At 62.7% G+C, this 25415-nt stretch carries 21 protein-coding genes; 11 read left to right on the forward strand and 10 right to left on the reverse strand.

The window, feature by feature from the left end; all coding sequences use genetic code 11:
• Positions 1–39: 39 nt before the first annotated feature.
• From ACLH0J_RS27590 to ACLH0J_RS27620, 7 genes are all read right to left on the reverse strand, one after another.
• Entirely contained in the window at positions 40–1050 is a 1011-nt protein-coding gene (locus ACLH0J_RS27590; RefSeq protein ID WP_411389917.1) for a chemotaxis response regulator protein-glutamate methylesterase, read from the reverse strand.
• Positions 1047–3320 carry a hybrid sensor histidine kinase/response regulator gene (locus tag ACLH0J_RS27595; protein WP_411389918.1) on the reverse strand — a complete coding sequence of 758 codons (2274 nt, stop codon included), beginning with the start codon at positions 3318–3320 and terminating at the stop codon, positions 1047–1049. The genes ACLH0J_RS27590 and ACLH0J_RS27595 overlap by 4 nt, the downstream gene beginning before the upstream one ends.
• Entirely contained in the window at positions 3317–4015 is a 699-nt protein-coding gene (locus ACLH0J_RS27600) for a chemotaxis protein CheW (RefSeq protein WP_411389919.1), read from the reverse strand. The genes ACLH0J_RS27595 and ACLH0J_RS27600 overlap by 4 nt, the downstream gene beginning before the upstream one ends.
• The gene (locus ACLH0J_RS27605) at positions 4012–5271 is read right to left on the reverse strand and encodes a CheR family methyltransferase (RefSeq protein WP_411389920.1); all 1260 of its coding nucleotides are present in this window, start codon (positions 5269–5271) and stop codon (positions 4012–4014) included. Before ACLH0J_RS27605 ends, ACLH0J_RS27600 begins: the two co-directional genes overlap by 4 nt.
• Entirely contained in the window at positions 5268–5780 is a 513-nt protein-coding gene (locus ACLH0J_RS27610; RefSeq protein ID WP_411389921.1) for a chemotaxis protein CheW, read from the reverse strand. Before ACLH0J_RS27610 ends, ACLH0J_RS27605 begins: the two co-directional genes overlap by 4 nt.
• Positions 5780–7402 carry a methyl-accepting chemotaxis protein gene (locus ACLH0J_RS27615; protein WP_411389922.1) on the reverse strand — a complete coding sequence of 541 codons (1623 nt, stop codon included), beginning with the start codon at positions 7400–7402 and terminating at the stop codon, positions 5780–5782. Before ACLH0J_RS27615 ends, ACLH0J_RS27610 begins: the two co-directional genes overlap by 1 nt.
• Positions 7403–7616: 214 nt before the next feature.
• Positions 7617–8324, reverse strand: a complete 708-nt coding sequence (locus ACLH0J_RS27620; protein ID WP_411389923.1) for a tellurite resistance TerB family protein — start codon at positions 8322–8324, stop codon at positions 7617–7619.
• 168 nt (positions 8325–8492) lie between these two features.
• On the opposite strand from ACLH0J_RS27620, the gene ACLH0J_RS27625 reads away from it, so the two are divergent.
• The 8 genes from ACLH0J_RS27625 to ACLH0J_RS27660 all read left to right on the forward strand — a co-directional run bounded on the left by ACLH0J_RS27625 (position 8493) and on the right by ACLH0J_RS27660 (position 18579).
• A complete protein-coding gene (locus ACLH0J_RS27625) occupies positions 8493–9404 on the forward strand; it encodes a LysR family transcriptional regulator (RefSeq protein ID WP_411389924.1) in 912 nt (303 codons plus the stop codon).
• Between the two features lie 133 nt (positions 9405–9537).
• Complete coding sequence (locus ACLH0J_RS27630; RefSeq protein WP_411389925.1) at positions 9538–10995, forward strand: gamma-aminobutyraldehyde dehydrogenase; 1458 nt, start codon at positions 9538–9540, stop codon at positions 10993–10995.
• A gap of 71 nt (positions 10996–11066) precedes the next feature.
• The gene (gene ydcS / locus ACLH0J_RS27635) at positions 11067–12218 is read left to right on the forward strand and encodes a putative ABC transporter substrate-binding protein YdcS (protein ID WP_411389926.1); all 1152 of its coding nucleotides are present in this window, start codon (positions 11067–11069) and stop codon (positions 12216–12218) included.
• 128 nt (positions 12219–12346) lie between these two features.
• Entirely contained in the window at positions 12347–13381 is a 1035-nt protein-coding gene (locus tag ACLH0J_RS27640; RefSeq protein ID WP_411389927.1) for an ABC transporter ATP-binding protein, read from the forward strand.
• Position 13382: 1 nt separating this feature from the next.
• A complete protein-coding gene (locus ACLH0J_RS27645) occupies positions 13383–14312 on the forward strand; it encodes an ABC transporter permease (RefSeq protein WP_090408657.1) in 930 nt (309 codons plus the stop codon).
• The gene (locus tag ACLH0J_RS27650) at positions 14302–15111 is read left to right on the forward strand and encodes an ABC transporter permease (RefSeq protein WP_010563467.1); all 810 of its coding nucleotides are present in this window, start codon (positions 14302–14304) and stop codon (positions 15109–15111) included. Before ACLH0J_RS27645 ends, ACLH0J_RS27650 begins: the two co-directional genes overlap by 11 nt.
• A 59-nt stretch (positions 15112–15170) precedes the next feature.
• Positions 15171–16595: a gamma-aminobutyraldehyde dehydrogenase gene (locus ACLH0J_RS27655; RefSeq protein ID WP_411389928.1), complete on the forward strand. Its 1425-nt coding sequence runs from the start codon at positions 15171–15173 to the stop codon at positions 16593–16595.
• Between the two features lie 358 nt (positions 16596–16953).
• Positions 16954–18579: a glucan biosynthesis protein D gene (locus ACLH0J_RS27660; protein ID WP_411389929.1), complete on the forward strand. Its 1626-nt coding sequence runs from the start codon at positions 16954–16956 to the stop codon at positions 18577–18579.
• 82 nt (positions 18580–18661) lie between these two features.
• On the opposite strand, the gene ACLH0J_RS27665 is transcribed toward ACLH0J_RS27660, so the two are convergent.
• The 3 genes from ACLH0J_RS27665 to ACLH0J_RS27675 all read right to left on the reverse strand — a co-directional run bounded on the left by ACLH0J_RS27665 (position 18662) and on the right by ACLH0J_RS27675 (position 22350).
• Positions 18662–18847: a hypothetical protein gene (locus ACLH0J_RS27665; RefSeq protein WP_411389930.1), complete on the reverse strand. Its 186-nt coding sequence runs from the start codon at positions 18845–18847 to the stop codon at positions 18662–18664.
• Between the two features lie 270 nt (positions 18848–19117).
• Positions 19118–20224, reverse strand: coding sequence for an NADH:flavin oxidoreductase/NADH oxidase (locus tag ACLH0J_RS27670; protein ID WP_411389931.1), 1107 nt, complete (start codon positions 20222–20224; stop codon positions 19118–19120).
• 224 nt (positions 20225–20448) lie between these two features.
• Complete coding sequence (locus tag ACLH0J_RS27675; protein WP_411389932.1) at positions 20449–22350, reverse strand: potassium transporter Kup; 1902 nt, start codon at positions 22348–22350, stop codon at positions 20449–20451.
• A 291-nt stretch (positions 22351–22641) separates the two neighbouring features.
• Between ACLH0J_RS27675 and rimO the strand changes: the two genes are divergently transcribed.
• The 3 genes from rimO to ACLH0J_RS27690 all read left to right on the forward strand — a co-directional run bounded on the left by rimO (position 22642) and on the right by ACLH0J_RS27690 (position 25349).
• The gene (gene rimO / locus ACLH0J_RS27680) at positions 22642–23982 is read left to right on the forward strand and encodes a 30S ribosomal protein S12 methylthiotransferase RimO (protein ID WP_411389933.1); all 1341 of its coding nucleotides are present in this window, start codon (positions 22642–22644) and stop codon (positions 23980–23982) included.
• A gap of 111 nt (positions 23983–24093) precedes the next feature.
• Positions 24094–24567: a GNAT family N-acetyltransferase gene (locus ACLH0J_RS27685; RefSeq protein ID WP_411389934.1), complete on the forward strand. Its 474-nt coding sequence runs from the start codon at positions 24094–24096 to the stop codon at positions 24565–24567.
• 71 nt (positions 24568–24638) lie between these two features.
• A complete protein-coding gene (locus tag ACLH0J_RS27690; RefSeq protein WP_411389935.1) occupies positions 24639–25349 on the forward strand; it encodes an rRNA pseudouridine synthase in 711 nt (236 codons plus the stop codon).
• Positions 25350–25415: the final 66 nt, after the last annotated feature.

Here is a 25415-nt window from a genome sequence, read left to right on the forward strand (position 1 = left end):
CTGAATTGCTGCCTGCCTGCCAGCAGCGGGAGGAGCGGTTCATTTTGCAAACACCTCCAGCAATCGGGGCGCAATGCTGTCCAGTGGGCGAATTTCAACAGCAGCATCAATCGCTGCCGCCGCTTTGGGCATGCCATACACCGCCGAGCTTTGCTGATCCTGGGCGATGGTCAAATAACCTTGTTCACGCAGCAGTTTGAGGCCTTGAGCCCCGTCGCGACCCATACCGGTCAGGAGTACACCGATGGCGTCGCCATTCCAGTGACTGGCCACGCTTTCGAAGAATACGTCGATCGAAGGCCGGTAAATCTCGTTCACCGGCTCTGCGGTATAGGCTAGCGTGCCATTCTTCAACAGACGAATGTGGTGGTTGGTGCCGGCCAGTAATACCACGCCGCTCTGGGGCGGCTCACCCTCGCGGGCCAGGCGTACCGGCAATCCCGAGGCCGTGCTCAGCCACTCGGCCATGCCGGCGGCAAACACCTGGTCGACATGCTGCACCAGCACGATGGCGGCGGGAAAGTCCCGGGGCAAGCCCTTGAGCAAGACTTCCAGCGCCGCCGGGCCACCCGCCGACGAGCCGATGGCCACCAGGCGCTGGCGTTTGCCGGTCGCGCGCTGCGGTGCGGTTTCGGCGCGGACACGGCTGCCCCGCTGGCCGATCAGCCAGCCGATATTGAGGATTTTGCGCAACAGCGGCGCCGCCGCGTCCTTGGGGTTGCCCACGCCAAGGGGCGGCGTGTCCACCACGTCCAGGGCACCGTGGCCCATGGCTTCGAACACGCGGCTGACGTTGGCCTGGCGATCGACGGTGACGATCACGATGGCGCACGGGGTCTCGGCCATGATCCGGCGAGTGGCTTCCACGCCGTCCATCACCGGCATGATCAGGTCCATCAGGATCAGGTCCGGGGTCAATTCGGCGCAGCGCTGCACCGCTTCCAGGCCATTGCTGGCGACCCACACCAGTTCGTGCGCGGGCTCGAAACTCAGGGCGCGGCGCAAGGCTTCCACGGCCAGGGGCATGTCATTGACGATCGCAATCCTCATGCCCGCGCACCTCCAATCAGTTCCACCACAGCATCCAGCAACGCGTCGTCATGGAAACTCGCTTTGGCTAAATAGTAGTCCGCGCCGGCGTCCAGTCCGCGACGCCGGTCTTCCTCGCGGTCCTTGTAGGACACCACCATCACCGGCAACGATTGCAGGCGACTGTCACGACGCAGCAGTGTGACCAATTCAATACCGTCCATGCGGGGCATATCAATATCGGTGATCAACAGGTCAAAGTCCTCGGAGCGCAACGCGTTCCAACCGTCCATGCCATCGACCGCCACCGCCACTTCATAGCCGCGATTGAGCAGTAATTTGCGTTGCAACTCACGCACCGTGAGCGAATCATCCACCACCAGCACCCGCTTGCGCGGTGCCTCGGCGGCCTGCTGGCTACGCCGGGCGATGCGCTCCAGGCGACCGGTGTTGAGCAGTTTGTCCACCGAGCGCAGCATGTCCTCGACATCGACGATCAGCACCACCGAGCCGTCATCCAGCAAGGCGCCGGCGGAAATATCCTGCACCTTGCCCAGGCGATCATCCAGCGGCAACACCACCAGGGTGCGCTCGCCGACAAAACGCTCTACGGCGATACCGTACACCGCATCGCGCTCGCGGATCACCACCACTTTCAGGGTTTCGTCATTGCTTGGCGCCGCCGGGCGCTGCAACAACTGGCTGGCGGCGACCAGGCCGACATGCCGGCCCTCGTGCCAGAAATGCTGGCGGCCTTCCAGTTGCACAATGTCGTCGGGCGCCAGGTCGCACATGCGCTCGATATGGGCCAGCGGGAACGCATAGGCCTCTTCGCCGACCTCGACCACCAGACTGCGCACCACCGACAGGGTCAACGGCACTTCCAAATGGAAGCGACTGCCCTGCCCCGCCGTCTGTTCCAGCACCACCGCGCCGCGCAGTTGGCGGACCATGTGCTGCACCGCATCCAGGCCGACGCCGCGCCCGGACACTTCGGTGACCTTGTCGCGCAGGCTGAAGCCCGGCAGGAACAGGAACGTCAGCAGTTCTTCTTCGCTCAGGCGCAAAGCGGTTTCCGGCGGCGACAGGTGGCGGTCAACGATGGTGGCGCGCAGGCGCTCCAGGTCGACGCCGCTACCGTCATCGCTCAACTCCAGCACCAGCAACCCGGCCTGGTGGGACGCGCGCAGGCGGATCAGGCCTTCGGCCGGCTTGCCCGCCAGAATGCGCTGTTCGGGCATTTCGATGCCGTGGTCGACGGCATTGCGCAATAAATGGGTGAGCGGCGCCTCGAGCTTTTCCAGCACGTCGCGGTCGACTTGGGTCTTTTCGCCCTCGATCTCCAGGCGCACTTGCTTGCCCAGGCTGCGCCCCAGGTCACGCACCATGCGCACCTGACCGGCCAGGACATCGGCAAACGGGCGCATGCGGCAGGCCAGCGCGGTGTCGTAGAGCACCTGGGCGCGCTGGCCGGCCTGCCAACCGAATTCATCCAGCTCGACGGTTCTTTCTACCAGCAGGGCCTGGGCTTCGCTCAGCAGGCGGCGGGCATCGGCCAGGGCTTCCTGGGCTTCCAGGCTCAAGCCGAGCGTCTTGAGGTGACCATCGAGGTGGTCCAGTGCACGCACGCCGTTGCCTTGGATGCGTTTGAGACGTTGCAGGCTGGCCAGGTAGGGTTTGAGCCGCTGGGTTTCGACCAGGGACTTGCTGGACAGGTCCAACAGGCTGTTCAAGCGTTCGGCGGTCACCCGCAGCACACGCTCACCGCCCTCGGTCATGGGCTTGCTCTGGCGCGGCGGCGAGGGCGGAATCGGCGGTGCGGGCTCCGGTTCCGGCGGCGGCGCCTCGATGATAGGCACCGGGACAGGCGCGGGGGGCGGCGCCATGCGGGCGGTCGGCTGCGACGGATCCAGCAGGCGCTCCATCAACGCCACATAGGCCTGGATATCCGCCGGCCCCACGTCGTTGCCGGGGGTGGCGATGCGCATCAGCAGGTCGGTGCCTTGCAGCAGCGCATCAATATGTTCGGGTTGCAGGTACAGGCGGCTTTCCTGGGCGCTGACCAGGCAATCCTCCATGACGTGGGCCACGCTGACCCCGGCATCCACGCCCACGATGCGCGCCGCGCCCTTGAGCGAATGGGCCGCACGCATGCAGGCTTCGAGCTGGTCGGCCTGGGTCGGGTTGCGTTCCAGGGCCAGCAGGCCCGCGTTCAGCACCTGGGTCTGGGCATCGGCTTCCAGGCTGAACAGTTCCAGCAGCGAAGCATCACGCATCTGCTCGGGGGTCATGTGAGGCTCCGGGTCACGGCGGACAACAATTGCGCCTCGTCCAGCCAACGCAGGCTGCGGCCTTTCCACTGCAACACGCCTTGGGTGAATCGGCCGCTGGCCTGAATGCCGGAGGCCGATGCCGCGTTCAAGGTGCGCTCATCGATGGCGTGGATGCCGTCCACCTCGTCCACCGGCACCACCACCGGGCCATCCTGCGCGGCGATGATCAACATGCGCGGCATGATACGCCCGGTGCTCGCGCCATGGCTGGTGGCGTCCAGACCCAGCAGTTCCACCAGCGACAGGCACGCCACCAGCGCGCCGCGCACGTTCGCCACGCCGAGCAAGGCGCGGGAGCGTTGGTGCGGCAGGGAGTGAATCGGTTGCAGCGGCGCCACTTCCACCAGGCACCGGGTAGCGATCCCCAGCCATTCTTCGCCGAGGCGGAACATCAGCAGGGAGCGGGTAACGATGTCTTCGCTCGCTTCGGCGGCGACCGGGCGATGGTCGTCCTGCTGCAACGCGTAGCGATCCAGCAGGCGGGTGGCAGCGGCGGCGTACACCAAGCAGTTGCGGCAGTGGATATGGTCCGCCAGCAACGGGCAGGACTTGTCGCCGTGAATGCCGATGCGGTTCCAGCAATCGTCGATGGCCTGGGTGTCGGCCAACGTCAGGTCCAGACCTGCAGTGTCGAGCACGTCGGGGCTACTCATCGTTTTTGCTCACTGTCAGCTCGCTCGCTACGCGCGGCCCGCGCCTGCAAACGGCGCGCCCCCGCAATGTCGCCCTGGGCTTCAAGCAATGCGGCCAGTTGCATCAGGGCCTGCGGGTGCTGCGGTTCCAGGTACAAGGCTTTTCGGTAAAACCCCTGGGCTTCCAGGGCACTGCCGGCCACATCGCTGAGCAGCCCCAACCAGTAAAACACCTGGGCGGCCGGCGGGTGTTGACTTAAATAACGTTCGCAGGCGGCACGGGCCTCGGCGCTTTTGCCTTCGTTGGCCAGGGTCGCGATCTGGCTGAGCAGGTCGCCCGCCTCCGACGGCGGCGCCTTGACCGGCATCACCTGGGCGCTGAGCGTACTGAACGGTCGCGGCTTGGGCGCGATCGGTAAGATGTTGCGCCGAGGCGGCGGCGCGGGGATCGGCATGAAGACCGGCTCAGGCTTGACCGGTTCGGTGTGCCGGCTGAATGCGAACGACTGGGGCACGCCGATCGAGCGCATGCCCTGGCGCCCCAACAGGCTGCCTTCGGCCGGGCCGATAAACAGCACGCCGTCCACGTGGGTCAGCTTCTTGAGCACCTCGAACACCTGTTTTTGCGTCGGCTGGTCGAAATAGATCAGCAGGTTGCGGCAAAACACAAAGTCGTAGCTCGGTTCATTGGCGAGCAATCCGGGGTCGAGCAGGTTGCCGACATTCAGCCGCACCTGTTCGCGCACGCGGTCTTCGATGCGGTAACCATCGGCCTGCTCGGTGAAGTGGCGGTCGCGGAACTCAAGGTCGCCACCACGGAACGAGTTGCGGCCATACACGCCACGCTGGGCGCGAGCCACCGACAGCGGGCTGACGTCCACGCCCTGCACCTTGAACTGGTGCGGCGCCAGGCCGGCATCGAGCAAGGCCATGGCGATCGAATAGGGTTCTTCGCCGGTGGAACAGGGCAGGCTGAGAATGCGCAGGGCACGCAGTTGATTGATCTCGGCCAGGCGCGCCTTGGCCAGACGGGCCAGGGTCGCAAAGGATTCGGGGTAACGGAAAAACCAGGTCTCGGGCACGATCACGGCTTCGATCAATGCTTGCTGTTCGTCGTGGGAAAATTGCAGGTGGTGCCAGTATTCATCCGCCGTCTGGGCCGCGACAGCCTGGCTGCGTTGGCGCACGGCGCGTTCGATGATGGCCTCGCCCACCGAGGCCACGTCCAGGCCGATGCGTTCCTTCAAGAAGGCAAAGAAGCGCGGGTCGTTGCTCATAGGCTCGACCCGGCAGCAAACAGCAAGGCGCGTACTTCATCGGTGAGCAAGTCCGCGACGCCGATCCATTGCATCAAGCCCAGGGCATCTTCGCGCACCGGCCCCAGGTACGGCGCCTGGGGATTGTCCAGGCCGTAGGGCTTGAACTCTGCCGGGTCGCAACGCAGGGTTTCGGTGGCCTGCTCCAGAATCAGACCCAGCCATCGCGCGTCGAGCCAGGGCTCGGGTTTGTAGTTGACCAGCACCAGCCGGGTGCTGGTCCGCGCCTGGGCCGGCGTGCCGAAGGTCAGGGCGCTGAGGTCGATCACCGGCACCATCGCGCCGCGATGGGCAAAGATCCCGGCGACCCACAGCGGCGCATGGGCAAGGGGTTTGAGTGGCAGGCGCGGCAGCACCTCGGCCACTTCGGTGGCCTTGAGGGCATAACGTTCGTGGCCGATGTGGAACACCAGAAACAACGCTTTTTTCGCTGCCGGGAGGGCGCCGCGTTTAGTCGCGAGGTCGCTCATCAGACTTTGAAACGCGACACGCCGCTGCGCAAACCGACCGCAACCTGGCTCAGTTCATCGATAGCAAAGCTGGCCTGGCGCAACGACTCAACCGTCTGGCTGCTGGCATCGCCCAGTTGCACCAGCGCGTGGTTGATCTGCTCGGCACCGGTGGCCTGGGCCTGCATGCCTTCGTTGACCATCAACACCCGCGGCGCCAAGGCCTGTACCTGATGGATGATTTGCGACAACTGCTCGCCCACTTGCTGCACTTCGAACATGCCGCGGCGGACTTCTTCGGAGAACTTGTCCATGCCCATCACGCCCGCCGACACCGCCGACTGGATTTCACGCACCATCTGCTCGATGTCGTAGGTGGCCACGGCGGTCTGGTCGGCCAGGCGCCGCACTTCGGTGGCGACCACGGCAAAACCGCGCCCGTATTCACCGGCCTTTTCGGCCTCGATCGCCGCATTGAGCGACAGCAGGTTGGTCTGGTCGGCGACCTTGACGATGGTCACCACCACCTGGTTGATGTTGCCGGCCTTCTCATTGAGGATCGCCAGCTTGGCGTTGACCAGGTCGGCCGCGCCCATTACCGAGTGCATGGTCTCTTCCATGCGCGCCAGGCCTTGCTGGCCGGAACCGGCGGCCACCGAGGCCTGATCGGCAGCGGTGGAGACTTCGCTCATGGTGCGCACCAGGTCTTTGGACGTGGCGGCGATCTCGCGGGAAGTGGCGCCGATCTCGGTGGTCGTGGCCGCCGTCTCGGTGGCCGTGGCCTGTTGCTGCCTGGAGGTGGCGGCAATCTCGGTGACCGACGTGGTGACCTGCACCGACGAACGCTGGGCCTGGGCCACCAGCGCCGTCAGCTCGGTCATCATGTCGTTGAAGCCGGTTTCGACGGCGCCGAACTCATCGTGACGTTCCAGGTTCAGGCGGTTGCTCAGGTCACCGGTGCGCATGATTTCAAGGATTTCGACGATGCGCTGCATGGGCGCCATGATCGTGCGCATCAGCAATAAGCCGCACAGGCCGGCGGCCAGGATGGCAGTAGCCAGCGACACCACCATGCTGATCTTGGCCGACAGCACCGCTTCGTCGATGGTCGCCGTAGCCTGGTCGGAGACGCCCTTGTTGCTGGTAATGATGTCGTTGAGCTTCATGCGCCCTTCGGTCCAGATCGGGGTCAATTGCTCCTCAACCAATACGTTCGCCCCCGGCAGGTCTTTGGCTTCGATTCGCTCCAGCACTTGGGCCAGGACTTTGTTGTAGTTGATGTGCGATGCCTTGAAATTGTCGAACTCCATGCGATCGGCCTGACCATGGACGGTTTTTTCGTAATTGGCCATCTGCTGTTCAATGCGCGCGTCGAAGGTTCTGTAGTCCGTCTTGTCACTGCTGGTGAGGGTCTTGTCCTCGCGCAGGCCGATGATATCGACCGTCAGCAGATAGCTGTCGACCCATGCACTGCGGATCATCGAGCTGAGGTAAACCCCTGGCACCGCATCGTCCCGGACGGCTTCCTGACTGGTCTCGATCTTCAGCAACCGTGAATAGGACACCACGACCATCAGCAGCATGATCGCGATAATGACCGCAAAACTCGCCAAAATCCGCTGGCGCAAGGTCCAATTCTTCACAGTAACTCCTCGAGGGGCCATTCAAATGCGAGCGAGTATAGCCGAGCAGCAGCACTGGTTTATCAGTGGGTTTTGATACAAAGCGCACAGAATGCAAAAACATCGGTGGGAAGCGGCTTGCGCCCGATAACGGTGCATCAGTTGCGGACATTTCAACTGACCCACCGCTATCGGGCGCAAGCCCCTTCCCACAGGTGGATATGACGGCTCACCTTTATGGGTTAAGCCGCACCTGTTTCTCCAGTTCGGCCTTCAAGCCAGGCGCCAATTCAAGCTGGCGCGCCAGCTCGTCCAGATAGGCCTTTTCCATAAAGTTCTCCTCATCCACCAGCATCACACTGGCGATGTACATTTCGGCGGCCATTTCCGGGGTACCTGCTGCCCGGGCCACGTCGGTCGGGTCCAGCGGTTTGTTCAGTTCGGCATGCAGCCAGCTTTGCAGCTCGCGGTCATTGTCCAGCTTGGCGAACTCCCCTTCGATCAACGCCCGCTCGCGCTCATCCACATGCCCGTCGGCCTTGGCCGCCGCCACCAAAGCCTTGAGGATCGCCTGGCTGTGCTGCTCGACCTGGGCCGGCGGCAAGCGGTCGAGGGTCTGCGGCTCCCCCTGGGGGGCGCTGGCCTGTTGGGCCTGCCAATTGCCGTAGGCCTTGTAGGCAATCACCCCGAGTGCGGCCAAACCGCCGTAGGTCAGGGCCTTGCCGCCAAACTTGCGCGCCTTTTTATTGCCCAGCAGCAGACCCATGGCCCCGGCCGCCAGGGCGCCACCGCCGGCGCCGCCGAGCAAACTGCCAAGCCCCCCACCACCCAGCAGCCCGCCGAGGGCGCCCTTGTCCTCTGATTTGCGCTGACCGCCAGTCTTGTTCTGCAACATGTCCTGACCAGACTTGAGCAACTGATCAAGCAATCCACGGGTATTCATTCGTAGCCTCCAGACACTAGGGTTCATAGGACCAATAGGCTTCCAGCGTAAAACTAAGTGCCAAAAATCCGCGATGTAGAGTGCTTCTGGATGTAACGCGACTATCCTTCGGTTAAATCGATATACACTCGAACACATCGAAAAAAACACCCCAGCGGTAATTCCAGCATGATGACCTTGCGTCAAATCCGGCACTTTATCGCCGTGGCCGAGACCGGCTCGATCTCCGCCGCCGCGCAGGCAGCGTTCATTTCCCAGTCCACCCTGACCCTGGCGATCCAGCAACTGGAGCAGGAAATCGGCGTCATCCTGTTCAACCGCCACGCCAAAGGCATGACCCTCACGCATCAGGGTCATCAGTTTTTGCGCCAGGCGCACTTGATCCTCGCCACCGTCGACAACGCCAAGCGCAGCCTGCAGCAGAGCACCGATCAGGTCGCCGGGCAGTTGATCGTCGGCGTGACCAGCCTGGTGGCCGGTTATTACCTGGCCGACCTGCTGACCCGTTTCCAGCGGGCCTACCCCAACGTGGAAATCCGCGTGATGGAGGACGAGCGCCCGTATATCGAGCATTTGCTGGTGAGCGGCGAGATCGATGTGGGCGTGCTGATCCTGTCCAACCTGGAAGACCGCCACGCCCTGCAGACCGAGGTGCTGACCCACTCGCCGCACCGTTTGTGGCTGCCGGCGCAACACCCGCTGCTGGAACACGACAGCATCAACCTCGCCGATGTGACCCGCGAACCGTTGATTCAGTTGAACGTCGACGAGATGGGCCATAACGCCCAGCGCATGTGGACCTCTGCCGGCCTGCAACCGCGCGTGACCCTGCGCACCGCCTCGACCGAAGCGGTGCGCAGCCTGGTGGCCGCCGGCCTGGGCGTGTCGATCCAGCCGGACATGACCTACCGCCCCTGGTCCCTGGAAGGCGACATTATTGAAGCCAGACCGATTGCCGACCTCAGCCAGACCCTGGACGTGGGCCTGGCCTGGCGCCGTGGCACCGCGCGGCCGGCGCTGGTGGATCCGTTCCTCACCGTCGCACGGGAACAACCGCACCCGCGCAAGCCATCTATTTAATCGAATGCCGCATTCAGTATTTAGTATTTGTTGACCTCGCGCCCGACCTCTAGTCTCTGTGCATCTAGTAAGAGAAGGTCCGGCGCCTTGTAAGAGAACGCCCATGTCCACGCAAGAAAAGAGATCGCGAAAAATGTCTGGCGCGCCCACCCCGCTGCTCACTGCGTTGCTGATCGACGGCGAACTGGTCCAGGGCCAGGGTTTTGTCGAGCCGATCCTCAACCCGGCCAGCGGTGAAGTGCTGACCCAGATCGCCGAAGCCAGCACCGAGCAAGTCGAAACCGCCATTCTCGCCGCCCACCGCGCCTTTACCGGCTGGTCGCGGACCACGCCGCAGCAACGCTCGAACATTCTGCTGGGCATCGCCGACGCCATCGAACAACAAGCCGACTACCTGGCCCGCCTCGAATCGCTCAACTGCGGCAAGCCGTTGCACCTGGCGCGCCAGGATGACTTGAGCGCCACCGTCGATGTATTCCGCTTCTTCGCCGGCGCCGTGCGTTGCCAGACCGGCCAGCTCAGCGGCGAATACCTGCCGGGCTACACCAGCATGGTGCGCCGCGATCCGATTGGCGTCGTCGCCTCGATTGCGCCCTGGAACTACCCGTTGATGATGGCCGCGTGGAAGATCGCCCCCGCCCTGGCTGCCGGCAATACGCTGGTGTTCAAGCCTTCGGAACACACGCCGCTGTCGATCCTCGCCCTCGCGCCGGCCCTTAAAGAGCTGTTGCCGCGCGGCGTGATCAACATTCTGTGTGGCGGCGGCGAAGGGGTCGGCAGCCATCTGGTCAGCCACCCGAAAGTGCGCATGGTGTCGCTGACCGGCGATATCGTCACCGGGCAAAAAATCCTGCAGGCCGCGTCGAAAACCCTTAAGCGCACACACCTGGAACTGGGCGGCAAGGCGCCGGTGATCGTGTGCAACGACGCCGACCTGCAAGCGGTGGTCGAAGGCGTGCGCGCCTACGGTTACTACAACGCCGGCCAGGATTGCACCGCCGCCTGCCGCATCTACGCCCAGGCCGGCATCCACGACAAATTGGTTGCCGAGCTCGGCGCGGCGGTCAGCAGCCTGCGTTTTGCCGGCAAGCGCGACGCCGACAACGAACTCGGCCCGCTGATCAGCACACGCCAGCGCGACCGCGTCGCCAGCTTTGTCGAGCGCGCCCTCGGCCAGCCGCACATCGAACGCATCACCGGTGCCGCCGTGCATTCCGGCGCGGGTTTCTTTTATCAGCCGACCCTGCTCGCCGGTTGCAAACAGAATGACGAAATCGTCCAGCGCGAAGTGTTCGGCCCGGTGGTCACCGTGACCCGCTTCGACGAACTGGAACAGGCGGTGGACTGGGCCAATGACTCCGAATACGGCCTGGCCTCGTCGGTATGGACCCAGAACCTGGACAAAGCCATGCAGGTCGCGGCGCGCCTGCAGTACGGCTGCACCTGGATCAACAGCCATTTCATGCTGGTCAGCGAAATGCCCCACGGCGGCTTGAAGCGCTCGGGATACGGTAAAGATCTGTCCAGCGATTCGCTACAGGACTACAGCGTGGTGCGCCACATCATGGCGCGCCACGGCCAGCATCTCTAAAACAACAACTAAGCTCATGCGTTACGGCTTCACACACTGCCCCGACCATAATTAAAGAAGAGGGATTACCCATGTCCGCGCATAAGACCGCACTGCTCAGTGCCCTGACCACCGCGCTGCTGGCCAGCGCCAGCCTTCAGGCCGCCGAACCGCTCAAGGCGGTGGGTGCTGGCGAAGGCCAATTGGATATCGTCGCCTGGCCCGGTTATATCGAACGGGGCGAAAGCGACAAGGCTTACGACTGGGTCACCGGTTTCGAGAAGGAAACCGGCTGCAAGGTCAATGTGAAAACCGCCGCTACCTCTGACGAAATGGTCAGCCTGATGGCCAAGGGCGGCTATGACCTGGTCACCGCGTCGGGCGATGCCTCGCTGCGGTTGATCGGCGGCAAGCGTGTGCAACCGATCAACACCGCCTTGATCCCCAATTGGAAGAACATCGACCCGCGCCTCAAAGACGCGCCGTGGTACGTGGTCGGCCAGCAAACCTACGGCACGCCGTACCAATGGGGCCCGAACGTGTTGATGTACAACACCAACGTGTTCAAGACCGCGCCCACCAGTTGGAATGTGCTGTTCGAGGCGCAGAACCTGCCGGACGGCAAGCCGAACAAAGGTCGCGTGCAGGCCTACGACGGCCCGATCTACATCGCCGACGCGGCGCTCTATCTCAAGTCGACCAAACCGGAGTTGGGTATCCAAAGCCCCTACGAGCTGACCGAAACCCAGTACAAAGCCGTACTCGACCTGTTGCGCGCCCAGCAACCGTTGATCCACCGCTACTGGCACGACACCACCGTGCAAATGAGCGACTTCAAGAACGAAGGCGTGGTCGCCTCCAGCGCCTGGCCGTATCAGGTCAATGGCCTGGTCAACGAGAAACAGCCGATCGCCTCGACCATTCCCAAGGAAGGCGCCACCGGCTGGGCCGACACCACCATGCTGCACAGCGAGGCCAAGCACCCGAACTGCGCCTACAAATGGATGGACTGGTCGCTGCAACCCAAGGTCCAGGGTGATGTAGCAGCCTGGTTCGGTTCCCTGCCGGCGGTGCCGGCGGCGTGCACCGGCAGCGAACTGCTCGGCGCCGAGGGCTGCAAGACCAACGGGTTCGACCAGTTCGAGAAGATCGCCTTCTGGAAAACCCCGCAGGCTGAAGGCGGCAAGTTCGTGCCGTACAGCCGCTGGACCCAGGATTACATCGCGATCATGGGCGGCCGCTAGTCACTCCTCCCCCTGTGGGAGGGGCTTGCTCCCTCCCACAAGGTTGAGCGCATTCACAGATAGTTTGTTTTTTCAGAAGTCCAGGCCGGGCCGCTGCGACGACCCGCGCCTTTTGGGAGCACCGCACCATGACGCTTGCAGTCCAATTCACCCACGTTTCCCGTCAGTTCGGCGAAGTGAAGGCCGTTGACCGGGTTTCCATCGATATCCAGGACGGCGAGTTCTTTTCCATGCTCGGGCCTTCCGGCTCAGGCAAAACCACGTGCCTGCGCCTGATCGCCGGGTTCGAGCAGCCGAGCGCAGGCTCGATCCGTATCCATGGCGAGGAAGCCGCCGGCTTGCCGCCGTACCAGCGCGACGTCAACACCGTGTTCCAGGATTACGCGCTGTTCCCCCATATGAATGTGCGCGACAACGTGGCCTACGGCCTCAAGGTCAAAGGCGTGGGCAAGCGCGAACGCCTTAATCGCGCCGAAGAAGCCCTGGCCATGGTCGCCCTCGGCGGCTACGGCGAGCGCAAGCCGGTGCAGCTCTCCGGTGGCCAGCGTCAGCGTGTGGCCCTGGCGCGCGCGCTGGTCAATCGCCCGCGCGTGTTGCTGCTGGATGAACCGCTGGGTGCCCTCGACCTCAAGTTGCGCGAACAGATGCAAAGCGAGCTGAAAAAGCTGCAACGCCAGCTCGGCATCACGTTTATCTTCGTGACCCACGACCAGACCGAAGCGCTGTCGATGTCCGACCGCGTGGCCGTGTTCAACAAGGGCCGCATCGAACAGGTCGACACCCCGCGCAACCTCTACATGAAACCGGCCACCGCGTTCGTCGCCGAATTCGTCGGCACCTCCAACGTGATTCGCGGCGAGCTGGCCCAACGCCTCAGCGGCAGCGCGCAACCGTTCTCGATCCGCCCCGAACACGTGCGCTTTGCCGAAGGCCCCCTGAACGCCGACGAAGTGGAAGTCAGCGGCCTGCTGCATGACATCCAGTACCAGGGCAGCGCCACCCGCTATGAACTGAAACTGGAAAACGGCCAGGCGCTGAACATCAGCCAGGCCAACAACCAGTGGCTGGACATCAGCAACGGCTATCAGGTCGGCCAGCCCATCACCGCACGCTGGGCGCGGGCCGCCATGACACCGCTGACCGACATTGCAGGCGAGGTGTGACATGAGCCTGGCCCTTTCCCAACCGCCGATGCGCAGGTTTTCCAACCTGCTGTATCGCAAGCCCAATCTCTACCTGGCGATGCTGCTGATACCGCCGCTGATCTGGTTCGGCGCGATCTACCTGGGGTCGTTGCTGACCCTGCTGTGGCAGGGCTTCTATACCTTTGACGACTTCACCATGGCGGTCACGCCGGACCTGACCCTGGCCAACTTCGCCGCGCTGTTCCAGCCGTCGAACTTCGACATCATCCTGCGCACCCTGAGCATGGCGATCGTGGTGTCGATCGCCAGTGCCATCGTCGCCTTCCCGATTGCCTACTACATGGCGCGCTACACCACGGGCAAGACCAAGGCGTTTTTCTATATCGCGGTGATGATGCCGATGTGGGCCAGCTACATCGTCAAGGCGTATGCCTGGACCTTGCTGCTGGCCAAGGGCGGCGTGGCGCAGTGGTTCGTGCAGCACCTGGGGCTGGAGCCGGTGTTGCAGTTCGTGCTGGGGATTCCCGGTGTCGGCGGCAGCACCTTGAGCACCTCGCACCTGGGGCGCTTCATGGTGTTCGTCTATATCTGGCTGCCGTTCATGATCCTGCCGATCCAGGCGTCGCTGGAGCGTTTGCCACCGTCGTTGCTGCAAGCCTCCGCCGACCTGGGCGCCAAACCGCGCCAGACCTTCATGCAGGTGATCCTGCCGCTGTCGGTGCCGGGGATTGCCGCCGGTTCGATCTTTACGTTCTCGCTGACCCTGGGCGATTTCATCGTGCCGCAACTGGTCGGCCCGCCGGGCTACTTCGTCGGCGGCATGGTGTACGCCCAGCAAGGCGCCATCGGCAACATGCCCATGGCCGCGGCGTTCACCCTGGTGCCGATCGTGCTGATCGCGGTGTACCTGTCCATCGTCAAACGCCTGGGGGCCTTCGATGCACTCTGAAAAATCATCCATCGGCCTGAAGATCGCGGCCTGGGGCGGCTTGGTGTTTTTGCACTTCCCGATCCTGATCATCTTCCTGTATGCCTTCAACACCGAAGAGGCGGCATTCAGCTTTCCGCCCCAAGGGTTTACGTTGAGGTGGTTCAGCGTGGCCTTCGCCCGCCCGGACGTGCTCGAAGCGATCAAGCTGTCGCTGCAGATCGCGGCCATCGCCACCCTGATCGCCATGGTGCTCGGCACACTGGCCTCGGCGGCGCTGTATCGCCGGGAGTTCTTTGGCAAGCAAGGCGTGTCGTTGATGCTGATCCTGCCGATTGCGCTGCCGGGGATCATCACCGGTATCGCCCTGCTGGCGACGTTCAAGACACTGGGCATTGAACCGGGGATGTTCACCATCATCGTCGGCCACGCGACCTTCTGCGTGGTGATCGTCTACAACAACGTCATCGCGCGCCTGCGCCGCACCTCCCACAGTCTGATCGAAGCCTCGATGGACCTGGGCGCCGACGGCTGGCAGACCTTCCGCTACATCATCATGCCCAACCTCGGCTCGGCGCTGCTGGCCGGCGGCATGCTGGCGTTCGCGCTGTCGTTCGACGAAATCATCGTCACCACCTTCACCGCCGGGCATGAGCGCACCTTGCCGCTGTGGCTGCTCAACCAATTGAGCCGGCCACGGGATGTGCCGGTGACCAACGTGGTGGCGATGCTGGTGATGATCGTGACGATGTTCCCGATTCTGGGGGCCTATTACCTGACCCGTGGCGGTGAAAGCGTGGCCGGGAGTGGCGGTAAATAACGTTTCCATTGAACCCGGTTTTTTCAGGGCAATAACAATAGTTTCCGGAGGACTAAAGCATGCAAACCAAACTCTTGATCAACGGCCAACTGGTCGAAGGCGAAGGCCCGGCGCAGGCCGTATTCAACCCGGCATTGGGCCGCGTACTGGTGGAAATCAACGAAGCCAGCGAAGCCCAGGTCGACGCCGCCGTGCGTGCCGCCGACGCGGCGTTTGAAAGCTGGTCGCAGACCGCGCCCAAGGATCGCTCGCTGCTGCTGCTGAAACTGGCGGACGTGATCGAAGCCCACGGCGAAGAGCTGGCCAGGCTGGAGTCGAATAACTGCGGCAAACCCTACAGTGCGGCGCTGAACGACGAGATCCCGGCGATCGCCGATGTGTTCCGCTTCTTCGCCGGCGCCAGCCGTTGCATGAGCGGTTCGGCCGGCGGCGAGTATCTGCCCGGCCACACCTCGATGATCCGCCGCGATCCGGTGGGCGTCATCGCCTCCATCGCGCCGTGGAACTACCCGCTGATGATGGTCGCCTGGAAAATCGCCCCCGCCCTGGCCGCCGGTAATACCGTGGTGCTCAAGCCGTCGGAACAAACCCCACTGACCGCGCTGCGCCTGGTCGAACTGGCGTCGCAGATTTTCCCGGCCGGTGTGCTCAACCTGGTCTTCGGCCGTGGGCCCACCGTGGGCAACCCACTGGTGACCCATCCGAAAGTACGCATGGTGTCGCTGACCGGCTCCATCGCCACCGGCGCGAACATCATCTCCAGCACCGCCGACAGCGTGAAGCGCATGCACATGGAGCTGGGCGGCAAGGCGCCGGTGATCATCTTCAACGACGCGGATATCGACGCGGCCGTGGAAGGCATTCGCACCTTCGGCTTCTATAACGCTGGCCAGGACTGTACCGCCGCGTGCCGGATCTACGCCCAGGCGGATATCTACGATGCGTTTGTCGAGAAACTGGGCGCGGCCGTGGCGAGCATCAAATACGGCCTGCAGGATGACCCCGACACCGAGCTGGGCCCCCTGATCACGGCGCAACACCGTGACCGCGTGGTCGGGTTTGTCGAACGCGCCGTGGCGCAGCCGCATATCCGCCTGATCACCGGCGGCAAGGCGGTGGAAGGCAATGGCTTCTTCTTTGAACCGACCGTATTGGCCGATGCGCAGCAGGACGACGAGATCGTGCGCCGCGAGGTGTTCGGGCCGGTGGTGTCGGTGACCAAGTTCAGCGATGAAGCGCAGGTGCTGGGCTGGGCCAACGATTCGGACTACGGCCTGGCGTCATCCGTATGGACCGCCGATGTAGGACGCGCCCATCGCTTGGCCGCACGCTTGCAGTATGGCTGCACCTGGGTGAATACCCACTTCATGCTCGTCAGCGAAATGCCTCACGGCGGTCAGAAACTGTCGGGGTATGGCAAGGACATGTCCATGTACGGGCTGGAGGACTACACCACCGTTCGCCATGTGATGTTCAAGCACTGAACCTCACGCTGATGCCTTAACGGTAGGAGCAAGCTTGCTCGCGAAGAGCGTCGACGATAATGCGCGGCATCCGATTAAACGCGGTGTCCAGGCGCCTGTCGCGAGCAAGCCCCCCTTTCCCACATTGGATCTTCATAATTCCTGGGTAATGTGCTCCCACACAGCCCGGAAATGTCTTGTCGCATTTGCCAAGCCATCATCCCGCCATCAATCATTTTTCCTACGCCATCGAACCGCTTAAGCTATCCGGCGTCTGTTTAATGTCCGTTGCGTTTGGCCGAAGGTATGTCCGAACCGTTATCTCTGATCCAGCACGTGCCAGGGCCGGCGCGGGATTTGCTCACGACAGGTTGTCTCTATGCACCGCAGGAATTTGCTCAAAGCGTCCATGGCCATTGCGGCCTACACCGGTTTATCGGCCAGCGGCCTGTTGGCTGCGCAGGCCTGGGCCGGCAACCGTGCCGCCGACGGCAAGGCCGTGGCGTTCGACTTTGAAACACTGAAGGCCCAGGCCAAGCAGCTCGCCGGCACGGCATATAAAGACACCAAGCAGGTGCTGCCGCCCACCCTGGCGACCATGAGCCCGCAAAATTTCAACGCCATCGGCTACGACGGCAAGCATTCGCTGTGGAAGGACTTGAACGGCCAACTGGACGTGCAGTTCTTCCACGTCGGCATGGGTTTCAAGACGCCGGTGCGCATGCACAGCGTCGACCCCAAGACCCGTGAGGCCCGCGAAGTGCATTTCCGCCCTTCGCTGTTCAACTACGAAAAAACCACGGTCGACACCCAGCAACTGACCGGCGACCTGGGTTTCTCCGGTTTCAAGCTGTTCAAGGCGCCGGAACTGGATCGCCATGACGTGCTGTCGTTTCTCGGCGCCAGCTACTTCCGCGCGGTGGATTCCACCGGCCAGTACGGCCTGTCCGCACGCGGCCTGGCGATTGATACCTACGCGAAAAAACGCGAGGAATTCCCCGACTTCACGCAGTTCTGGTTCGAAACCCCGGACAAGAACGCCACGCGCTTCGTGGTCTACGCCCTGCTCGACTCGCCCAGCGCCACCGGCGCCTATCGCTTCGATATCGACTGCCAGGCCAACCAAGTGGTGATGGCCGTCGACGCCCATATCAATGCGCGCACCGCCATCGAACAACTGGGCATCGCGCCGATGACCAGCATGTTCAGTTGCGGCACCCACGAACGGCGTATGTGCGACACCATTCACCCGCAAATCCATGATTCGGACCGCCTGGCAATGTGGCGCGGCAACGGCGAGTGGATCTGCCGCCCGCTGAACAACCCGGCCAAGCTGCAATTCAATGCGTTCGCCGATACCGACCCGAAAGGCTTCGGCCTGGTGCAGACCGACCATGAGTTCGCCAGCTACCAGGACACCGTGGACTGGTACAGCAAGCGCCCGAGCCTGTGGGTCGAGCCCACCACCGCGTGGGGCGAAGGCTCGATCGACCTGCTGGAAATCCCAACCACCGGCGAGACCCTGGATAACATCGTGGCCTTCTGGACCCCGAAAACCCCTGTGGCGGCCGGCGACTCACTCAACTATGGCTACAAGCTGTACTGGAGCGCGCTGCCACCGGTGAGCACACCGCTGGCGCAAGTCGACGCGACCCGTTCCGGCATGGGCGGTTTCACCGAAGGCTGGGCGCCGGGCGAGCACTACCCCGACGTCTGGGCACGGCGGTTTGCCGTGGACTTCAAGGGCGGCGGCCTGGACCGTCTGCCACCGGGTACCGGCATCGAGCCGGTGGTGACGTGCTCCAATGGCGAAGTGAAAGATTTCAGCGTGCTGGTGCTCGACAACATCAAGGGCTATCGCATCCTGTTCGACTGGTACCCGACCAACGACAGCGTGGAGCCGGTGGAACTGCGGTTGTTTATCCGCACCCAGGACCGCACGTTGAGTGAAACCTGGTTGTACCAATACTTCCCGCCGGCACCGGACCTGCGCAAGTACAGCTGATGCGACCAGTGGGAGCGGGCGCGTGGTGGCGAGGTAGCTTGCTCACCCCCACACGCCCGTGTACGCATTATTCAGCGCCGCTTCAGAACCGCGACACAGTCTTCATCGCACCGATCAGATAGCGCATCGCCACCTGATCGCTCTCGGTCAGGCCGCGATAGTGCTCCAGCAATTCAGCCTCGTCCGAACTCAACTTTCGACCGCGCAACGACACCCTGCGGGTCAGAAAAGACGCCACCACACCCGTTACACCATAGGACTTGGCCATGGACTGTTTCTCCTGATAACGATCAAATACTCCTGGTGCCCATTACCTACCTCCCGTGAAGCGCAATGCCTTCGTGGGCAAACCGACTGACTTCCTGGGCCAGAAATCAGACTTACCCTAAGCGTAGAAACAATCCCGTCAGGTGTGGGATTTTTTTAGAGTATTCACTTAAAAAACTGTTTCGGTAACAAATACCTACAGCTACGTCCCACAGCCTCCGGCAATAAAAAACCCACCGGATCAGGGTGGGTTCGGGTGGCGCGCGAAGAATCAATCCCTCAGGTCAGACTCATGAATCGGTTGATCGCGGTGGGTCGCCCGTTGGTACTGCGCCGGCCAGGTCGCCTTGCGCCCGCCCAGATCATCGTCGGCATGCAGCGGCCAGTACGGATCGCGCAACAGCTCACGGGCCAGGAAGATGATGTCGGCCTGGCAGGTGCGCAGAATGTGCTCGGCCTGGGCCGGTTCAGTGATCATGCCAACTGTGCCGGTGGCGATGCCCGCCTCCTTGCGCACCCGTTCGGCGAAGCGCGTCTGGTAGCCGGGGCCGATGGGGATCTCGGCGTTGGCGGCGGTGCCACCGGAGGATACGTCGATCAGGTCCACGCCCAGGGCTTTGAGGCGGCGCGCCAGTTCCACGGTTTCATCGGGGTTCCAGCCATCTTCCACCCAGTCGGTGGCCGATACCCGCACGAACAGCGGCAAGTCCTGGGGCCAGACTTCACGCACGGCTTCGGTCACCTGCAGGGCCAGGCGGATACGGTTTTCGAACGAACCACCGTACTGGTCCTGCCGCTGGTTGCTGATGGGCGAGAGGAATTGATGCAGCAGGTAACCGTGAGCGGCGTGGATCTCCACCACTTTAAAACCGGCGGTCAACGCGCGCTTGGCGGCGGCGACGAAGTCGGCGATCACTTGCTGGATCTGCGCGTCGTCCAGGGGCCGGGGTTGCGTGTGGTTCGGGTCAAAGGCAATCGGTGAAGGCCCCACCGGTACCCAACCGCCATCTTCCGGCTTGAGGCTGCCGGATTTGCCGATCCACGGCCGATGGGTGCTGGCCTTGCGCCCAGCGTGGGCCAGTTGAATCCCGGCCACGGCGCCCTGGGCAGTGATAAAGCGCGTGATGCGTTGCAGCGGGGCAATCTGTGCGTCGTTCCACAGGCCCAGGTCTTCGGCGGTGATGCGGCCCTCGGCGGTGACGGCGGTGGCTTCGGTAAAAATCAGCCCGGCACCGCCGACAGCGCGGCTGCCGAGGTGGACCAGGTGCCAATCGTTGGCCAGGCCATCGACGCTGGAGTATTGGCACATCGGCGATACCGCAATGCGGTTGAGCAGGGTCAATTGGCGCAGGGTATAGGGTTCGAGAAGCTGACTCATGGCGCACCTCTTATGGGTTCTATGGGCACTTCTGTAGGAGCGAGCTTGCTCGCGAAAGCCTCACAGGCACCGCGTTTATCCAGGATTGACGCGTTACCGTTAAGGTTTTTCGCGGACAAGCCCGCGCCTACACAACAGTGCTTAGAGCCTAGTCGACAACGATCGATTGCACAGGGTTCAGAAGGAAAACGGGAGCCGATTGCCGGCTCCCGTGATGCAGCCGCTTACATTTCGACCTGGGTACCCAGCTCGATCACCCGGTTGACCGGGAGCTTGAAGAACCGCAGGTTGCCGTTGGCATTCTTCAACATGAACGCGAACAAGCCTTCGCGCCAGCGGGCCATGCCCTTGATGCGCGAGGCGATGACCGTTTCGCGGCTTAGGAAGTAAGTGGTGCGCATCGGGCTGAAATCCAGATCGTCCAGATGGCACAGTTTCAGCGCTTCGGGCACGTCCGGCTCGTCGGTAAAACCAAAGTGCAGGATCACCCGGAAGAAGCCTTCGCCGTAGGCATCCACCTCGAATCGTCGTGAGGCGGGTACGCGTGGAATGTCTTCATAGACCACCGTCAGCAACACCACCTGCTCATGCAGCACCTGGTTGTGCAACAGGTTGTGCAACAGCGCATGGGGCACCGCATCGGGCCGCGCAGTAAGGAACACGGCAGTGCCCTGCACGCGATGGGGTGGCTGCACGCGGATACTGCCGATAAAGATCGGCAGCGGCAGTCCGCCTTCGTCGAGGCGGTCCATCAACAGTTCCTTGCCGCGCTTCCAGGTGGTCATCAGGATGAACAAGACAATCCCCGCCAATACCGGGAAGGCGCCGCCCTGAACGATTTTCGGCACGTTGGCGGCGAAGAACAGCCCGTCGACCAAGAGGAAACCAATCAGCACCGGAATCGCCAGCACCGGTGGCCATTTCCACAGCAACAGCATGACGGCCGACACCAGGATGCTGGTGATCAGCATGGTGCCGGTCACCGCCACGCCATAGGCCGAGGCCAGCGCGTTGGACGATTCGAAGCCCAGCACCAGCAGGATCACGCCGACCATCAGCGACCAGTTCACCGCGCCGATATAGATTTGCCCCTGTTCGGCACTGGAGGTGTGCTGAATGTGCATGCGCGGAATGTAGCCCAGCTGGATCGCCTGACGGGTCAGGGAGAACGCACCGGAAATCACCGCCTGAGAGGCGATCACCGTGGCCAGCGTGGACAACACCACCAGCGGAATCAACGCCCAGCTCGGTGCGAGCAGGTAGAACGGGTTACGCGCTGCTTCGGGGTTTTCGAGCAGCAGCGCACCTTGGCCGAAATAGTTGAGCACCAGCGCCGGCAGCACCAGGGCAAACCACGCACGGGCGATAGGCTTGCGCCCGAAGTGGCCCATGTCGGCGTACAACGCTTCGGCACCGGTCAATGCCAGCACCACGGCGCCGAGAATCGCCACACCCATGCCAGGGTGGACCATAAAGAAACGCACGCCCCATGCCGGGTTGAGCGCATTGAGCACCTCAGGATGCTGGCTGATGCCATGCACGCCCAGGCCCGCCAGCACCAGGAACCACAACACCATGACCGGCCCGAACAGCTTGCCGATACGGTCGGTGCCATGTTTCTGGATCAGGAACAGACCCACCAGCACCACCAGGGACAACGGCACAACCCAGCGTTCAAGCCCCTCGAAAGCCAGTTCCAGGCCTTCTACCGCCGAGAGCACCGAGATCGCCGGGGTGATCATGCTGTCGCCGTAAAACAGCGCCGCGCCGATCAACCCGAGAATCACCAGCACCGAGCGCAGCTTCGGATACGGCGACGCCGCCCGCCGCGCCAACGCGGTGAGGGCCATGATGCCGCCCTCGCCCTGGTTGTCGGCGCGCAGGATAAACAACACGTACTTGATCGAAACGACCCAGATCAGCGACCAGAAGATCAGCGCCAGGATCCCGAAGACTCCGTCATGGTTGACCTGAACCCCATACCCTCCGCCGAACACCTCTTTAAGGGTGTACAGCGGGCTGGTCCCGATATCGCCGTAAACCACCCCGACCGCTGCCACCAGCATGCCAATCGGCTTGGCATTGGAATGCTCGCCACCCGCTGCCTGACTACTTGCCTGACCCATCAACCACTCCTGCCCTTTGACCTGAGGTCTTTTATAAACAACGCGTCTAAGCTGACCCTAGCATGCGCTGTTTTACTTCTCGAAACAGACGTTTTATTGACCCCGGGACTTCCCCCGTGTGCAACGGCGCGAAGCATAGCGCAGCACTCGTCGTATTTCCCTGCATAAAGCTGGTCAAGTGTGTTGGCCGTCGCTAGAATTGCGCACTTTTTGATCAGAGGCACACGCCAAGTGCCCATCCACTGCCTTGTCGTGCCCGACGGGCGGCGTCATTCAATACCGAGGTTAGACATGTCCACCACCATCGCAAAAGCCAACCCCAAGGTCGGCTTTGTTTCCCTGGGTTGCCCAAAGGCCCTGGTCGACTCCGAACGCATCCTGACCCAACTGCGCATGGAAGGTTATGACGTCGTGTCCACTTACCAGGACGCGGACGTGGTGGTGGTCAACACCTGCGGCTTCATCGACTCGGCCAAGGCGGAGTCCCTGGAAGTGATCGGCGAAGCGATCAAGGAAAACGGCAAAGTCATCGTCACCGGCTGCATGGGTGTGGAAGAAGGCAATATCCGCAACGTGCACCCCAGCGTACTGGCCGTGACCGGCCCGCAGCAGTACGAGCAGGTGGTCAATGCCGTGCACGACGTGGTGCCGCCGCGCCAGGACCACAACCCGCTGATCGACCTGGTGCCGCCCCAAGGCATCAAGCTGACCCCGCGCCACTATGCGTACCTGAAGATTTCCGAGGGCTGCAACCACAGCTGCAGCTTCTGCATCATCCCGTCGATGCGCGGCAAGCTGGTCAGCCGCCCGGTAGGCGACGTGCTGGACGAGGCCCAGCGCCTGGTCAAATCCGGCGTGAAGGAACTGCTGGTGATCTCCCAGGACACCAGCGCCTACGGTGTGGATGTGAAATACCGCACCGGTTTCTGGAACGGCGCGCCGGTGAAAACCCGCATGACCGAACTGTGCGAAGCCTTGAGCAGCCTGGGCGTGTGGGTGCGCCTGCACTACGTTTACCCGTACCCGCACGTGGACGAGCTGATCCCGTTGATGGCCGCCGGCAAGATCCTGCCGTACCTGGACATCCCGTTCCAACACGCCAGCCCCAAGATCCTCAAGGCCATGAAACGCCCGGCCTTTGAAGACAAGACCCTGGCGCGCATCAAGAACTGGCGCGAGATCTGCCCCGAGCTGATCATCCGTTCGACCTTCATCGTCGGCTTCCCGGGCGAAACCGAGGAAGACTTCCAGTACCTGCTGGACTGGCTGACCGAAGCGCAGTTGGATCGCGTCGGCTGCTTCCAGTACTCGCCGGTCGAAGGCGCCCCGGCCAACCTGCTGGACCTGCCCGTGGTGCCGGATGACATCAAGCAGGACCGTTGGGAGCGTTTCATGGCGCACCAGCAGGCCATCAGCTCGGCGCGCCTGCAACTGCGTATCGGCAAGGAAATCGAAGTGCTGATCGACGAAGTCGACGAGCAAGGCGCCGTGGGCCGCTGCTTCTTCGACGCGCCGGAAATCGACGGTAACGTGTTTATCGACGATGCCAGCGGTTTGAAGCCGGGCGACAAGGTCTGGTGCACCGTGACCGATGCCGACGAATACGACCTGTGGGCCGAAAAACGCGACTGATTGCCTCAGCGGCGTAAAAAATCGAAAAGCCCTGCCTCTGGACAAGATGCGGGGCTTTTTTAGGTCTATCGTTTTGCCCACGAGCACAGATCACTGCAAGGGGCCGCGGGCATGCGTCAGCATTCGGTTATCCACACACCTAAAACCAGCGATTACGCGCAATTGACCCGTATCTGGGAGGCGTCGGTGCGAGCCACCCACGACTTCTTGCCGGACAGTTACATCGTGCTGCTGAAAAACCTGGTGCTGACCCGTTACCTGGATGCCGTCATGCTGATCTGCACCAAGGACTCACGCCAACACATCACCGGGTTCGCCGGGGTGGCCGCCGGCAAGGTCGAAATGTTGTTTATCGACCCGCAGCACCGGGGCCAGGGCCTGGGCCGGCAATTGCTGCGTTATGCGATCGAACGCATGAACGCCGACGAACTGGACGTCAATGAACAGAATCCCCAGGCCCTGGGCTTTTACTTCAAGCAGGGCTTCGAGGTGATCGGACGCACGGAGCATGATGGCCTCGGGCAGCCGTATCCGTTACTGCACCTGCGGTTGCGCCAGGTGCAGCAAGAGGCGCGCAGGGGCTAAATGAAATGGGGCCGGGATTAACCGCGCCCACACAGGTACAATAGCCGCCCCCTTTTGTTACGGCCCTTGTCATGACTGACCCCATACGCCTCTCCAAACGCCTTATCGAACTGGTCGGTTGCTCCCGTCGGGAGGCTGAGCTGTTTATCGAAGGCGGCTGGGTCTCGGTGGACGGTGAAGTGATCGACGAGCCGCAGTTCAAGGTCACCACCCAGAAGGTCGAACTGGACCCCGAAGCCAAGGCCACTGCGCCGGAGCCGGTGACCATCCTGCTGCATGCCCCGGCCGGCGTGGATGCCGAGACGGCGATGGCCTCGATCAGCGCCGGGACGCTGTCCGAGGAACATCGCTTCAGCAAGCGTCCGCTCAAGGGCCACTTCCTGCGCCTGACCGCCAGCGCCGACCTGCAAGCCAAGGCCAGCGGCCTGCTGGTGTTCACCCAGGACTGGAAGATTCTGCGCAAGTTGACCGCCGATGCCGCCAAGATCGAACAGGAATATGTGGTGGAAGTCGAAGGCGACATGGTCGCCCACGGCCTCAACCGCCTCAACCATGGCCTGACCTACAAAGGCAAAGAGCTGCCGGCGGTGAAAGCCAGCTGGCAGAACGAAAACCGTCTGCGCTTTGCGATAAAGAACCCGCAACCGGGTGTGATCGCCCTGTTCTGCGAAGCCGTTGGCCTGAAGGTCGTCGCCATCCGCCGCATCCGCATCGGCGGCGTGTCCATCGGCAAGGTGCCGGTGGGCCAATGGCGTTACTTGTCCGGCAAAGAGAAGTTCTAAGCCGCTTCCCCTTTCCAGGCATCGCCCCACTCGGCGCTGCCCACCGCTGAAAACCAGGATTGCCCA

It is taken from the genome of Pseudomonas sp. MPB23, from assembly GCF_046605395.1.
GTDB lineage: Bacteria > Pseudomonadota > Gammaproteobacteria > Pseudomonadales > Pseudomonadaceae > Aquipseudomonas.